This is a genomic window from Pseudoduganella sp. R-31 (assembly GCF_049913235.1).
Lineage (GTDB): Bacteria > Pseudomonadota > Gammaproteobacteria > Burkholderiales > Burkholderiaceae_D > Rugamonas.
Map to the genome: position 1 here is coordinate 5,086,586 of NZ_CP183986.1, position 13,417 is coordinate 5,100,002.

The window sequence follows — 13,417 nt, forward strand, 5'->3', positions numbered from 1 at the left end:
CGCTGGCCGGTACGGGCGGGCTTGTGGCCCGCCTTGCAATGCGTTACTCGAACGGGTGGCGCAGGACGATGGTCTCTTCGCGGTCAGGGCCGGTGGAAACCATATCGATCGGCACGCCGACCACTTCTTCAATGCGCTTGATGTAAGCACGGGCAGCGGCAGGCAGCGCGTCCATCGACTTGGCGCCGACGGTGCTTTCCTTCCAGCCTGGCATTTCTTCGTAGATCGGCTGGCACAGCGCAGCGTCTTCGGCGCCGACCGGGAAGATGTCGACCTGCTTGCCGTTGATGGTGTAGCCGGTGCAGATCTTCAGGGTTTCCAGGCCGTCCAGCACGTCCAGCTTGGTCAGGCACATGCCCGACACGCCGTTGATCTGCACCGAACGGCGCAGCAGCGCTGCGTCGAACCAGCCGCAACGACGGGCACGGCCGGTCACGGTGCCGAACTCGTGGCCCACGGAGGACAGGTGGTGGCCGACGCCTGCATCGGTCGGCAGTTCGGATGGGAACGGGCCGGAACCAACGCGGGTGGTGTAGGCCTTGGTGATGCCCAGGATGTAGTGCAGCATGCCAGGACCGACGCCGGCGCCGGCAGCAGCGTTACCCGCCACGCAGTTCGACGAGGTGACGAACGGATAGGTGCCGTGGTCGACGTCCAGCAGCGAGCCTTGCGCGCCTTCGAACAGCAGCGAGCCGCCGGCCTTGTGGGTTGCGTACAGGGCGGACGACACGTCAGTCACCATCGGGCGCAGGCGCGGCACGTAGGCCAGCGCATCGTCCAGGGTCTTCTGGTAATCGATCTTCGGCGCCTTGAGGTAGTTTTCCAGGACGTAGTTGTGGTAGTCCAGGTTCTCTTTCAGCTTCTCTGCAAAGCGCTCGGCGTTCAGCAGGTCGGCCACGCGGATGGCGCGGCGGGCGACCTTGTCTTCGTATGCAGGGCCGATGCCCTTGCCGGTGGTGCCGATCTTGGCGGCGCCGCGGGCGGCTTCACGCGCCGCGTCCAGCGCCGTGTGGTAAGGCAGGATGACCGGGCAAGCCTCGGAGATCTTCAGGCGGGAAGCCACTTCCACGCCGGCTGCTTCCAGCTTGTCGATTTCGCGCAGCACGTCAGGCACGGACAGCACCACACCGTTGCCGATGTAGCAGGCCACGCCTGGGCGCATGATGCCCGAAGGGATGAGCTGCAGGGCGGTCTTGACGCCGCCGATCACGAGGGTGTGGCCCGCGTTGTGGCCGCCCTGGAAGCGCACCACGCCCTGGGCGTGTTCAGTCAGCCAGTCGACGATCTTGCCTTTGCCTTCATCGCCCCACTGGGTGCCGATAACAACAACGTTCTTTGCAGTTTTGTTTGACATCACAATTAACCTAAGTTTTTGAGAATCCAGTTACTACCACTTTCGTCGAGCACCAGCGCGCGATCGCACTCGAACTCGTCCTGTTCATCGTTATGACCCGGCAGCGACTGGATCACAACTTCGCCGGACTTGCGCAGCTCGGCGATTTTTTCTTTCAATTCCGGTGCATTGCCCCATGGCGCGCGGATCGAATGCTTGCGCTCCGCGGTCGGCAGCAGGCGCGCCAGTTCGCGCAGGTCCAGCGAGAAGCCGGTGGCCGGACGCGCGCGGCCGAATGCTTCGCCCACGTGGTCGTAGCGGCCGCCGCGTGCTACCGCATTCGGCAGGCCCGGCACGTACAGGGCGAACATGGCGCCGCTCTCATACTGGTAGCCGCGCAGGTCGGCCAGGTCGATCGCCACTTCGGCGCGGCCGATGGCCGATGCCGCCAGCGCAGCCAGTTCCGCCAGCGCATGGGTGATGCCCGGCAGTGGCGGCAGCACTTCGCGCGCGCGCTTCAGCACTTCGACGTCGCCGTACAGGTTCGGCAATGCCAGCAGTGCTGCGCGGGTCACCTCGTTGTACCTGGCGGTCTGCTGCTGCAGCCCCGGCGCATCCTTGCCGCGCAGCAGGGCCACGATGGCGTCGTAATCCCTGGTCGCGGCAGGATCCTGCGCCAGGATCGCGCGCAGCACGCCGACGTGGGTCAGGTCCAGGCGCATGTCGGTGAAACCGGCCAGCGACAGCGAGCCGAGTGCCAGTTCCTGGATTTCCGCGTCCGCTTCCAGGCCGGCATGGCCGTAGATTTCGGCGCCGATCTGGTAAGGCTCTCGCGTCGAATGCAGGCCGGACGGGCGGGTATGCAGCACGGAGCCGGCATAGCACAGGCGGGTCACGGTGGCGCGATTCAGCAGGTGGGCGTCGATGCGCGCCACCTGGGTCGTCATGTCGGCGCGCAGGCCCAGCATGCGGCCGGAAATCTGGTCCACCAGCTTGAACGTGCGCAGGTCCGTGTCGGCACCGGCGCCGGTCAGCAGGGACTCGACGTACTCCAGCATCGGCGGCATCACAAGCTCGTAGCCGTACAGCCGGAAGTTATCCAGCATCAGGCGGCGCAACTCCTCGATCTTGCGTGCTTCGGATGGCAAGACGTCGGCAATATATTCAGGCAAAAGCCAATTCGGCATGGTTGGTGCTATTGAATTAAAAACAATGCAGGCGCAACTACGCCATCCGGAAAATCGGATGACCAAACCGCGTATTTTACGCGAAATTGTTGCGGTGCAGGTAAAAAAATGGCGCCGCAGGAGCGGCGCCATAGCTGCTGAAACTGTTACTTGCCGGAGCCTGCGCTCTTGAAGTATTTGAAGAAGTCGGACTGTGGATCGACCAGCATCACGTCAGCCTTGGTCTTGAAGGAAGCACGGTAAGCTTCCAGCGAACGGTAGAACTTGTAGAACTCCGGATTGCGGCCGAATGCTTCGGCATAGATCTGGGACGCCTTGGCATCGCCCTCGCCCTTGATCTTTTCCGCTTCGCGGTAAGCCTCGGCCAGGATCACGGTACGCTGCTTGTCGGCGTCGGCGCGCACCTGCTCCGACTCGGCGGCGCCGGTGGAACGGGCTTCGTTGGCCACGCGGGCGCGCTCGGCCTTCATGCGCTCGTACACCGAGTTGTTGATCTGCTCAACGTAGTCCACGCGCTTCAGGCGCACGTCGACGATTTCCACGCCGATCTGCTTGGCCTCGTCCACCACCTTGCTGCGGATTGATTCCATCACCTTGCCGCGCTGGCCGGAGATCACTTCGCGCACGGTGCGCTTGGTAATTTCGTCGTTCAGCGCCGCCTTCACGATCTGCTGCATGCGGTCGCCGGCCCTGCTTTCGTCGCCACCGAAGGAGACGAAGTACAGGCGCGGGTCAGTCACCTTCCATTTGACGAAGGCATCCACCAGGATGTTCATCTTTTCAGCGGTAATGAAGCGGTCAGCCTCTTTCGGGTCCAGGGTCTGGATGCGCTTGTCCAGGTACACCACGTTCTGGAACGGCGGCGGCAGCTTGAAGTGCAGGCCAGGCTCGGAGATCACCTGCTTCACTTCGCCCAGCGCGAACACGATGGCGTACTTGCGCTGGTCCACCACGAACACGGTGGACGACAGCAGCATCAGGGCGATGAAGCCGGTAATCAGGATAGTTGCAAAGCGATTCATTAACGGCCCTCCCGGTCACGGGACGATTCACGCGAACGGCCATCGCGGCGGTTCGGGTCGGATGTCGGTTCCGGCGGCAGCAGCACGGCCGCTGGCGGCGGCGGCGTCACGCTGGCGGCGCGGCCCTCGGTAGCTGCCACCTGGGCGATCAGCTTGTCCAGCGGCAGGTACAGCAGGTTGCTGCCAGCCTTGGAATCGACCATCACCTTGCTGGTGTTGGAGAAGATCTGCTGCATGGTGTCCAGGTACATGCGGTCGCGCGTCACGGCCGGCGCCTTCTGGTACTCGGCCAGCACGGACTTGAAGCGGTCCGCGTTACCGGTCGCATTCTGCACCGTCATGGCGCGGTAGGCTTCGGCTTCCTGGATCAGGCGGAATGCCGCACCGCGCGCTTTCGGCACGATGTCGTTGGCATAGGCCTGGCCTTCGTTCTTCTGGCGCTCGCGGTCCTGCCCTGCTTTCACGGCGTCATCGAACGCGGCCTGCACCTGCTCCGGCGGCTGCACGCCCTGCATCGTCACGTTGGTCACTTGCGCGCCCGAGTTGTAGCGGTCCAGGATGGTCTGCATCAGTTGCTGGGTGTCGGTGGCGACCTTTTCGCGGCCTTCATACAGCACGAAGTCCATCTTGCTGCGGCCGACGATTTCGCGGATCGCCGTTTCGGCCACCTGGCCTACCGTGCCTTCCGCATCGCGATTGGCATACAGCCACTTCACCGGATCGCTTACCTTGTACTGCACGGCGAACTGGATGTCGATGATGTTCTCGTCTTCGGTCAGCATCAGCGCTTCGGAAGCCATCTTGGTCTTCGCGCTGCCGCGGTAGCCTACTTCGACCGTGCGCACCTGGGACACGTTGACGATTTCATTGCCCTGGAACGGATACGGCCAGCGCCAGTTGAAACCGGCCGGCGTGGTGTGGCTGAATTTGCCGAACGTGGTGACCACGCCGGTCTGGCCTTCCTGCACGATGAACGCGCCGGAGGCGAGCCACACCAGGGCTGCCACCGAAGCGACCGCGCCAACGGTGAAGCCGGCGCCCTTCATGTCGCCGCCGCCATTGCCGCCACCGCCCGGATTGCTGCCGCGGTTCTTGCCGCCGCCGAACAGGCCATTCAGGCGCTGGTTGAAATCACGCCAGAGTTGATCGAGGTCCGGCGGCCCTTCGCCGGGCTTTTTGCCTTCCTGGGCAATATAGTTGCCGAGTCTTTTCTTGAGAGAGGAAAAAGGCATATTTTTCTTTTAGTGAGATCCTACTTGGGTAAAGTTGAGAATACTGTCAGGCGCCAGCTCCTCCTTGGGGTTGGCCAGCGCCTCCTGCTCATCCCGTGCTGCCTCACAGATTGCATCGCGCAGCAGGTTCAGGCCTTCGCCCGTGCGTGCGCTGATGAATACGCGGGAAATCTTATCATACTCATTACGTTCGACCGCCGGCTCCAGGCCTGCCGCATCGATCTTGTTCCACACCAGGATCTGCGGGATATGGTCGGCGCCGATCTCGCGCAGCACCAGGTTGACCTGCTCGATCTGCTCCATGCGCACCGGCGACGAACCGTCGACCACGTGCAGCAGCAAATCGGCATGGATGGTCTCTTCCAGCGTGGCGCGGAAGGCGGCCACCAGCTGGTGTGGCAATTCGCGCACGAAGCCGACCGTGTCGGAGACCACCACGTTGCCGATTTCCTCGCCCATGTAGACCCGGCGAGAGGTCGTATCGAGCGTGGCGAACAGCTGGTCCGCGACGTAGACGCCGGCCTTGGTCATGGTATTGAACAGGGTCGACTTGCCGGCATTGGTATAGCCGACCAGGGACACCGAGAACGTGTGGCTGCGGCCGCGGGCGCGGCGCTGGGTCTCGTGCTGCTTGCGCAGCTTGGCCAGGCGGGCACGCAGCATCTTCACGCGTTCGCCGATCAGGCGGCGGTCGGTTTCGAGCTGGGTTTCACCGGGACCGCGCAGGCCGATACCGCCCTTCTGGCGCTCAAGGTGGGTCCAGCCGCGCACCAGGCGCGTGGCCAGGTGCTGCAACTGGGCCAGCTCGACCTGCAGCTTGCCCTCGTGGCTTTGCGCGCGCTGCGCAAAGATGTCGAGGATCAGGCTGGTGCGGTCAAGCACCCTGACGTTCAGGCGTTTTTCCAGGTTGCGCTGCTGGGCTGGGGACAGCGCATGATTGAAGATGACGATTTCGAGCTTGTGGTCTTGCACTGCATGACCGATTTCATCGGCCTTGCCGCTACCGACGAAATACGCGGCATCCGGCGAAGACCGTTTGCCGGTAATGGTGGTGACCGGCTCTGCGCCCGCGGAGCGGGCCAGCAGCATCAACTCCTCGATACTGGCAGCAAAGTCGCCCTGACCGAAATCTACCCCGACTAAAGCTGCACGCATACGAAGTGGCTTACTCCGCTGCCTCGGAGGAGTTATCCATGTTCAGGTTGACGGCGCGGGCAGGCACCACGGTGGAAATGGCGTGCTTGTAAACCATCTGGGTCACGGTGTTACGCAGCAGGACCACGTATTGGTCGAAAGACTCGATATGACCCTGCAGCTTGATGCCGTTGACCAGGTAGATCGAGACTGGAACGTGCTCTTTACGCAGCGCGTTCAGGAATGGGTCTTGTAACAATTGCCCTTTATTGCTCATAACAGCTCCGTTTTATGTTGTTGTGTACGAATTGGAGACGCTGCGCCTGTTTTTCAAGTGCTGGGGATGCTGCTCCAAAGACACTGTACCTTGTTTTTTTAAATCTTGCAGCCGGATAAACCTTAAGGTCAGCTTATTCCGGGGTCAGGGCCGGCATTTGCTCCGCAAATGCCGGCCCTGAACTCGCTGATCAAGCCTTCTCGCGCTTGTCGAAAGGATTCTTGCCGTTGCGCAACTCAATCCGCAGCGGGGTGCCGACCAGCTTGAAACTATCGCGGAAATGCTTCTCCAGATAGCGCTTGTACGGCTCGGACACCGCATCCAGCGAATTGCCGTGGATGACGATGATCGGCGGATTCTGGCCGCCCTGGTGCGCATAGCGCATTTTCGGACGCACGCCAGCCTTGCGCTTCGGTTCCTGCTTCTCGATCGCTTCCTGCAAGGCGCGGGTCAGCTTGGGCGTCGGCAGGTCGGCCGTGGCGGCGGCATAAGCGCCGTTCACGGATTTCATCAGCGGGCCGATGCCGGTGCCGCGCAGGGCCGAGATGAAGTGGGTATTGGCGAAGGACAGGAAGTCCAGCTTGCGGTCCATGTCCATCTTCACCTGGTCGCGGTCGTCCGACTGCAAGCCGTCCCACTTGTTGACCGCCACCACCAGGGCACGGCCCGACTCCAGGATGAAGCCCGCAATGTGGGCATCCTGCTCGGAGATATCCTGCTGCGCATCGAGCATCAGGATCACCACATTGGCTTCCGAGATCGACTGCAGCGTCTTCACTACCGAGAACTTCTCGATGGCCTCGAACACCTTGCCGCGGCGGCGGATACCGGCCGTGTCGATCAGGGTGTACTGCTTGCCGTCGCGCTCGAACGGGATCTCGATCGAATCGCGGGTCGTGCCCGGCATGTCGAAGGCGATCACGCGCTCTTCGCCCACCAGGGTGTTGATCAGGGTCGACTTGCCCACGTTCGGGCGGCCTACCAGGGCGATCTTCACGCCGCGTTCCTGCGGCAGCAGTTCTTCCTCGTCGGCCGGGCGCGAGGCGAAAGCCTTGTCCAGCGCTTCGGCCACCAGGTCGTGCACGCCGTCGCCGTGGGCGCCGGAAATCGCATACGGATCGCCCAGTCCCAGCTCGTAGAAGTCCGATACGGCAGCGGTATAGCGCATGCCTTCGGCCTTGTTCACCACGAGCAGCACCGGACGGCCGGATTTGCGCAGGAAATCGGTAATCGTCTTGTCGTGCGGGGTCATGCCCTGGCGGCCATCGACCAGGAACACCACCACGTCGGCTTCGGCCACGGCCTGCTTGGTCTGCAGGGCCATCTGGAACATGATGCCTTCCTTGGCGACCGGTTCGAAACCGCCGGTATCGATGACCAGGAACGGGCGATTGCCCACGCGGCCCTCGCCATAGTGACGATCGCGCGTCAGGCCAGGGAGGTCCGCCACCAGCGCATCGCGCGAGCGGGTCAGTCGATTGAATAAGGTCGATTTCCCGACGTTCGGGCGACCAACAAGTGCAATTACCGGCTTCATATTATTTTTATTCGACCGCGATAGCGGCCACAGTCCCATTCTGGGTTTGGAAAATCACATTCGGACCCGACAACAGCGGCGCCGACTTGATGGCGCTGCCGTCGGTGCTGATCCGACCTAAAATCGTGCCGTCTTCCCGCGACAGGAAGTGCACATAACCTTCGAGGTCGCCCACGGCCACGAAACGGCCATAGGAAACCGGAGCCGACAAGCGGCGGTATGCCAGCTTCTCGTTCTTCCATGCCGATGCGCCGCCTTCGCGGGCAAAGGCCTGCACGGCGCCCTTCTCGTCCGACACGAACACGAAGCGCTGGTCCACGCCCACGCCCACGTCCGACGATGCCGGCTTGGTCCAGCGGGCCACGCCGGTATTGATGTCCAGGCAGCCCACCTTGCCCTGGTAGCTCACCGCGCACAGGTCTTGCTCGAACACGGTCGGGGTGCCGCTGATGTCGGACACGCGTTCCAGTTCAGTCGCGCCGCGCGGTTCGGACAGCGGCACTTCAAAGCGCGGCACGCCGTTTGACAGCGCCATCGCCAGAATGCGGCCAGCAGGCTGCGCCGCGTACACATTGTTGTTGGCGATCACCAGGCCTGGCATATTACGCAGCGTCAGCGGCGGCGTGACACGCTGAATGAACCAGCGCTTCTTGCCATCGGCCGCGTCATAGGCGGTGACCTTGTTATCCACGGTGCGCACGATCACCACGTCGTTGCCGACTGCCGGCGAGGACAGGATTTCGCTCGACGCCTGGACTTTCCACAGCGCCTTGCCGCTGCCATCGAAGGCCATCAGCTGGCCTTTGACAGCGCCCACTGCCACCAGCTTGCCATCCGGGCTGACGCCGACGCCGGCGGTCAGGTCGGCGCCGGTCTTGCTGCGCCACTGCACCTTGCCGCTGGCGGCGTCCAGGCGCTCGATCACGCCGTCGGCATCGGCCACGAACACGCTGTTGTCTGCCAGCGCAGGCGTGAACACGTTGACGCCCGCCTTGCCGGTGCTGTGCTTCCAGACGATGCGGGCCGGCACGCCGGACTTCAGTTCTTCCAGCTTGGCCGGCGCGAACTTGTCTTCCTTCTTGAACGGATTCAGGCTGCCGCAGCCGGCAGCCAGCGCTACGACGCCCAGCGCAATAACAGTACGGGTGGCAAGCATCGGATCAGGCCTTCACTTCCGGCACCGTGCCGCCAATGGATTCGAGCTTGAGCTGGATCAGCTGGCGGCCGGGATTGTTCTTCTCGGCCGCTTCCAGTGCTGCCTTGTAGGCAGTGCGGGCCTCTTCCATCTTGTTCTGGGCAGCCAGGATGTCGCCCTTGCGGTCCTCCACGGAAGCCTTGAACTGCGGCAGCGCTGCCACGGCCAGCGCCTTCAGCGCGGCGTCGTAGGCCTTCTCGTCCAGCAGCACGCCGGCCAGGCGGATCGACGCGATGTTCTTGTGTTCATCGTTGCCGTGCGCAACCACCCACTCCAGCTGGGCCTTGGCAGACTTCAGGTCATTGGCATCGAAGAAGGACTTGGCAGCGCTCAGTGCGCCCAGCGAAGCATAGGCGGTGCGGCCGAACTTGGTCTCGATGTCGCCCGCCACGCGCGCCACCTTGGCATTGTCCTTGGCGTTGACAGCGCTCTGCAGTTCGTCAAACAGCACGGAGGCTTGCGCCGCCTGGTTGCGCTGGTAGTAGTTCCAGCCGTTCCAGCCCGAATAGGCGGCCAGGCCTGCGATCACCACCCAGGTGGTCAGGTTACCGTACTTTGCCCACCATGCCTTGAGGTTAGCAAGCTGTTCTTGTTCGTCGAGATCGTATGCCATGTTTCAGTCTGCCTGTTTCTTTAATTAATGGTGGTGGTGATGGTCGTGGTCACAATCGTCTCCGCATGTGATCTGGTCCACGACGTAATCGACAACGCCTTCAAACGCGACGGTTTGCTGCTGGCCCTCGCCTTCTTCAGCGCGCATTGCCTTGACGACGGCAGTGTTATTGGCCACTTCGTCTTCGCCGATGATGACTGCGAAGCTTGCGCCGGAGCCGTCGGCTTTTTTCATCTGCGACTTGAAGCTGCCGGCGCCATTCAGGCCGCCGCAGTGCAGGATCACGTCCAGGCCGGCGTCGCGCAGGCGCTCGCCGATGATGAAGGCTTGCATGCGCGCCGCTTCGCCCTGGTGCACCAGGTACACGTCGCACTGGCGCGGCGCTGCGGTGTCGCCGGCGCCTTTCATCAGTTCGATCAGGCGCTCGATGCCCATCGCAAAGCCGACCGCAGGGGTTGGCTTGCCGCCGAACATTTCGATCAGCGGGTCGTAACGGCCGCCGGCGCACACGGTGCCCTGCGCGCCCAGTTCGTCGGTGACCCATTCGAACACGGTGCGGTTGTAGTAGTCGATGCCGCGCACCAGGCGGGTGTTGACGGTGTACTGGATCGCGTTGGCGTCGAGGATCTTCTTCACGCCTTCGAAGTGCGCACGCGATTCATCGCCCAGGTAGTCCAGCAGCTTCGGCGCGCTGTTGACGATGCCTTGCAGGTCCGGGTTCTTGGTATCGAGGATGCGCAGCGGATTGGTATGCAGGCGGCGCTTGGCGTCGGCGTCGAGGTGCTCTTCGTGCTGCTGCAGGTAGGCGATCAGGTCGACGCGGTGGCGTGCACGCTCCTCGGCATCGCCGATGGAGTTGATTTCCAGGCGGATGTTTTCCAGGCCCAGGTCATCCCACAGGCGGCGGCACATCACGATCATTTCGGCGTCCACGTCCGGGCCGGTGAAGCCCACGGCTTCCGCGCCGAACTGGTGGAACTGGCGGTAGCGGCCGCGCTGCGGACGCTCGTGGCGGAACATCGGGCCCTTGTACCACAGGCGCTTGGGGCCTTCGTACACCAGGTTATGTTCCAGCACCGCGCGCACCACGCCGGCGGTGCCTTCCGGGCGCAGGGTCAACTGGTCGCCGTTCATGGAGTCTTCGAAGGAATACATCTCCTTCTCGACGATGTCGGTCACGGCGCCGATGGCGCGCGAGAACAGGCGGGTTTCTTCCACGATCGGGGTGCGGATCTGCTGGAAGCCGTAGCTCTGCACCACGGACTGCGCGGTGTTCTCGAAGATTTCCCACAAGTGGGCGTCGGCCGGCAGGAGATCGTTCATCCCCTTGATTGCCGAGATTTTGTCTGCTTTATTGGACATGTTCTTTAAGCTGCTTTGCTATAGTTTTTCTGTACGTAGTCGAGCACGATGGCCTGGAATTCGCTGACGATATTATCGCCGCGCAGCGTCGCCACCTTTTGGCCGTCGACGAAAACCGGAGCGGCCGGCGATTCGCCGGTGCCCGGCAGGCTGATGCCGATGTTCGCATGCTTCGATTCGCCCGGGCCGTTGACGATGCAGCCCATCACGGCCACGTTCATCGCCTCCACGCCCGGGTAGGTCTTTTTCCATTCCGGCATCTGCTCGCGCAGGTAGCTCTGGATATCGTCCGCCAGTTCCTGGAACACGGTGGACGTGGTACGTCCGCAGCCCGGGCAGGCGATCACCATCGGGGTGAACTTGCGCAGGCCCATGGTCTGCAGGATTTCCTGGCCCACCACCACTTCCCTGGTGCGGTCGCCGCCCGGTTCCGGGGTCAGGGAAATGCGGATGGTGTCGCCGATGCCTTCCTGCAGCAGCACCGACAGCGCGGCGGTCGACGCCACGATGCCCTTGCTGCCCATGCCCGCCTCGGTCAGGCCCAGGTGCAGCGGATAGTCGCAGCGCTTGCCCAGTTCACGGTACACCGCGATCAGGTCCTGCACGCCGGACACCTTGCACGACAGGATGATCTTGTCGCGCGCCAGGCCCAGTTCTTCCGCGCGCACCGCGTTTTCAATCGCGGAAGTGATCAGCGCTTCGTACATCACGGCCTGCGCGGTCCATGGATTTTCGCGTGCCGCGTTTTCGTCCATGATGCGTGCCAGCAGCGCCTGGTCCAGCGAGCCCCAGTTGACGCCGATGCGCACCGGCTTGCCGTACTTGGCCGCCACGTCGATCATCTGCGCGAATTGCGTGTCGCGCCTGGCGCCCTTGCCCACGTTGCCCGGGTTGATGCGGTACTTCGACAGCGCCGCGGCACAGTCCGGGTACTCGGTCAGCAGGGTGTGGCCGTTGTAGTGGAAGTCGCCCACCAGCGGCACGTCGATGCCCATCTTGTCCAGCTGGTCGCGGATGTAAGGCACGGCGGCAGCCGACTCCGGGCGGTCCACCGTCAGTCGCACCAGCTCGGAACCGGCGCGTGCCAGTTCCTTGATCTGGATCGCCGTCGCCACCGCGTCGGCGGTGTCGGTATTGGTCATCGACTGCACCACCACAGGCGCGTCGCCACCGACCCAGATCTTGCGCTCGCCATGCTGCACCAGCACGCGGCGGCTGGCACGGCGCGCCAGTGGTCCGGATGGGATCGGGTTGTTCGAAGAAGACATGCTTGGCTACTCTTATTACTTGATGTTCACGAGGGCATACGACTTGCCCGGACCTTGCGTCAATTCCAGCTTGCCGCCCGCCAGGCTGGCGCTCACGGCGCTCGGCTTGCCGACGATCAGCACGTCATCGGCGCGCACGTTGAAGGTCTGGGTGCTGCCGGCCTTCACAGTGCCACGGGTCAGGTTGGGCTGGCCGGCGCGGCGAATCTCGACCCACGAATCTTCCTTCACCGTCAGCACCAGCTTGCCGCCGGCAGTACCTACCGCGGGAGCTGCCCCAGCTACCGTTGCCGGCACGGCCGGCGCGGTTGCAACCGGTGCGGTGCCCTGCGCAGCGGCTGGAGCAACCGCCGTTGGCTTGGCCGGGATCAGGCCCGGCGAAGCTGGCGTCGTGGTTGCCGGCGCCGTGCCAACGGCTGGCGCACCGCCAACGGTCGGTGCAGCGCGGTTGACCGGGGCGACGCCCGCTACAGGCGCGCCTGCGGCATTGCCTGGCGCCGTCACGGGCGCAGTTGCCGGCGCAGCAACGCCGCCCGATGTCGTGGTCATGCCAGGAGCCATGGCCGCGACGGTGCCCGGCGCGGCTGCCGGTACAGCCGCTTGCGCAGGCACGCCGACGCCCGCCACCGCATCCGGCGCAGTATTGCTGCCTGGTTGCGGCGGCACCGAAATCAACGGCACGTTCTGCGTCTGCATTGGCGCTTCGGCAGGCTGCACACCCGCTTGCGTTACCACTGGCACCGCAGGCTCGGCCGGAGCTGCTGGCGCAGTGAGCCCGCCGCGGGTCGCCAGCGTCAGCGGCGACAGGATGCCCATCTGCCAGGCCGCTGCCAGGCCAAGCAATGCCAGCACGCCCACGCCGGCCACGATCGCGCCCAGCGGCTTGCCGTTATTGCGTTCGTTCAGCGAAGGGAAGCGCGACTCCTGGAACGAAGCCTTCACCATGGTCGGGCGCACGGTCGCATCGGCATGCCCTGCCGCCCCTTCCACTTCCACCATCGCCACCAGCGGCGCCGGGTCGAGACGTACTGCCTTCGCGTAAGCGCGGATGAAACCACGCGTTACCGCGCGGTTTGGCAAGGCATCGAAATCGCCCTGTTCGATCGCCACCACCTGGCGCGGCGCCAGTTTCAGTTGGTCGGCAACCTGCTCGACCGACAGCCCCATCGCCTCGCGTGCCGCTGCCAGTGCTGCCCCGGGCGCGGAAGCTTGCTGCCGGCTGGTCGGCTTGTCCTGCTCAGAATCCATTGGTTCCCC

At 63.6% G+C, this 13,417-nt stretch carries 12 protein-coding genes; all 12 read right to left on the bottom strand.

Annotated features, from left to right (window positions below; genetic code table 11):
* Positions 1 to 43: 43 nt before the first annotated feature.
* Positions 44 to 1,354: an adenylosuccinate synthase gene (locus ACN9MY_RS23120; RefSeq protein WP_426163074.1), complete on the bottom strand. Its 1,311-nt coding sequence runs from the start codon at positions 1,352 to 1,354 to the stop codon at positions 44 to 46.
* Between the two features lie 5 nt (positions 1,355 to 1,359).
* Complete coding sequence (locus ACN9MY_RS23125) at positions 1,360 to 2,520, bottom strand: ATP phosphoribosyltransferase regulatory subunit (RefSeq protein WP_426318743.1); 1,161 nt, start codon at positions 2,518 to 2,520, stop codon at positions 1,360 to 1,362.
* A 146-nt stretch (positions 2,521 to 2,666) separates the two neighbouring features.
* Positions 2,667 to 3,542, bottom strand: a complete 876-nt coding sequence (gene hflC / locus ACN9MY_RS23130) for a protease modulator HflC (RefSeq protein WP_426318744.1) — start codon at positions 3,540 to 3,542, stop codon at positions 2,667 to 2,669.
* On the bottom strand, positions 3,542 to 4,774 hold the full coding sequence (hflK, locus tag ACN9MY_RS23135; protein ID WP_426163080.1) for an FtsH protease activity modulator HflK: 1,233 nt from the start codon (positions 4,772 to 4,774) through the stop codon (positions 3,542 to 3,544). Before hflK ends, hflC begins: the two co-directional genes overlap by 1 nt.
* 9 nt (positions 4,775 to 4,783) lie before the next feature.
* Complete coding sequence (hflX, locus tag ACN9MY_RS23140) at positions 4,784 to 5,929, bottom strand: GTPase HflX (RefSeq protein ID WP_426318745.1); 1,146 nt, start codon at positions 5,927 to 5,929, stop codon at positions 4,784 to 4,786.
* 10 nt (positions 5,930 to 5,939) lie between these two features.
* Entirely contained in the window at positions 5,940 to 6,185 is a 246-nt protein-coding gene (gene hfq, locus ACN9MY_RS23145) for an RNA chaperone Hfq (RefSeq protein WP_055931606.1), read from the bottom strand.
* Between the two features lie 190 nt (positions 6,186 to 6,375).
* The gene (gene der / locus ACN9MY_RS23150; protein ID WP_426318746.1) at positions 6,376 to 7,722 is read right to left on the bottom strand and encodes a ribosome biogenesis GTPase Der; all 1,347 of its coding nucleotides are present in this window, start codon (positions 7,720 to 7,722) and stop codon (positions 6,376 to 6,378) included.
* A gap of 7 nt (positions 7,723 to 7,729) precedes the next feature.
* Entirely contained in the window at positions 7,730 to 8,878 is a 1,149-nt protein-coding gene (bamB, locus tag ACN9MY_RS23155) for an outer membrane protein assembly factor BamB (protein WP_426163090.1), read from the bottom strand.
* Between the two features lie 4 nt (positions 8,879 to 8,882).
* Entirely contained in the window at positions 8,883 to 9,530 is a 648-nt protein-coding gene (locus ACN9MY_RS23160) for a YfgM family protein (RefSeq protein ID WP_426163092.1), read from the bottom strand.
* 24 nt (positions 9,531 to 9,554) lie between these two features.
* A complete protein-coding gene (gene hisS, locus ACN9MY_RS23165; RefSeq protein ID WP_426318747.1) occupies positions 9,555 to 10,853 on the bottom strand; it encodes a histidine--tRNA ligase in 1,299 nt (432 codons plus the stop codon).
* A gap of 44 nt (positions 10,854 to 10,897) precedes the next feature.
* The gene (gene ispG, locus ACN9MY_RS23170; protein WP_426318748.1) at positions 10,898 to 12,160 is read right to left on the bottom strand and encodes a flavodoxin-dependent (E)-4-hydroxy-3-methylbut-2-enyl-diphosphate synthase; all 1,263 of its coding nucleotides are present in this window, start codon (positions 12,158 to 12,160) and stop codon (positions 10,898 to 10,900) included.
* A gap of 15 nt (positions 12,161 to 12,175) precedes the next feature.
* A complete protein-coding gene (locus ACN9MY_RS23175; protein ID WP_426336194.1) occupies positions 12,176 to 13,408 on the bottom strand; it encodes a RodZ domain-containing protein in 1,233 nt (410 codons plus the stop codon).
* Positions 13,409 to 13,417 lie beyond the last annotated feature (9 nt).

Bases quoted from the DNA above. Each gene is read 5' to 3' on its own strand.
- ACN9MY_RS23120 (WP_426163074.1), bottom strand. From the start codon at position 1,354: ATGTCAAACAAAACTGCAAAGAACGTTGTTGTTATCGGCACCCAGTGG.
- ACN9MY_RS23125 (WP_426318743.1), bottom strand. From the start codon at position 2,520: ATGCCGAATTGGCTTTTGCCTGAATATATTGCCGACGTCTTGCCATCC.
- hflC (WP_426318744.1), bottom strand. From the start codon at position 3,542: ATGAATCGCTTTGCAACTATCCTGATTACCGGCTTCATCGCCCTGATG.
- hflK (WP_426163080.1), bottom strand. From the start codon at position 4,774: ATGCCTTTTTCCTCTCTCAAGAAAAGACTCGGCAACTATATTGCCCAG.
- hflX (WP_426318745.1), bottom strand. From the start codon at position 5,929: ATGCGTGCAGCTTTAGTCGGGGTAGATTTCGGTCAGGGCGACTTTGCT.
- hfq (WP_055931606.1), bottom strand. From the start codon at position 6,185: ATGAGCAATAAAGGGCAATTGTTACAAGACCCATTCCTGAACGCGCTG.
- der (WP_426318746.1), bottom strand. From the start codon at position 7,722: ATGAAGCCGGTAATTGCACTTGTTGGTCGCCCGAACGTCGGGAAATCG.
- bamB (WP_426163090.1), bottom strand. From the start codon at position 8,878: ATGCTTGCCACCCGTACTGTTATTGCGCTGGGCGTCGTAGCGCTGGCT.
- ACN9MY_RS23160 (WP_426163092.1), bottom strand. From the start codon at position 9,530: ATGGCATACGATCTCGACGAACAAGAACAGCTTGCTAACCTCAAGGCA.
- hisS (WP_426318747.1), bottom strand. From the start codon at position 10,853: ATGAACGATCTCCTGCCGGCCGACGCCCACTTGTGGGAAATCTTCGAG.
- ispG (WP_426318748.1), bottom strand. From the start codon at position 12,160: ATGTCTTCTTCGAACAACCCGATCCCATCCGGACCACTGGCGCGCCGT.
- ACN9MY_RS23175 (WP_426336194.1), bottom strand. From the start codon at position 13,408: ATGGATTCTGAGCAGGACAAGCCGACCAGCCGGCAGCAAGCTTCCGCG.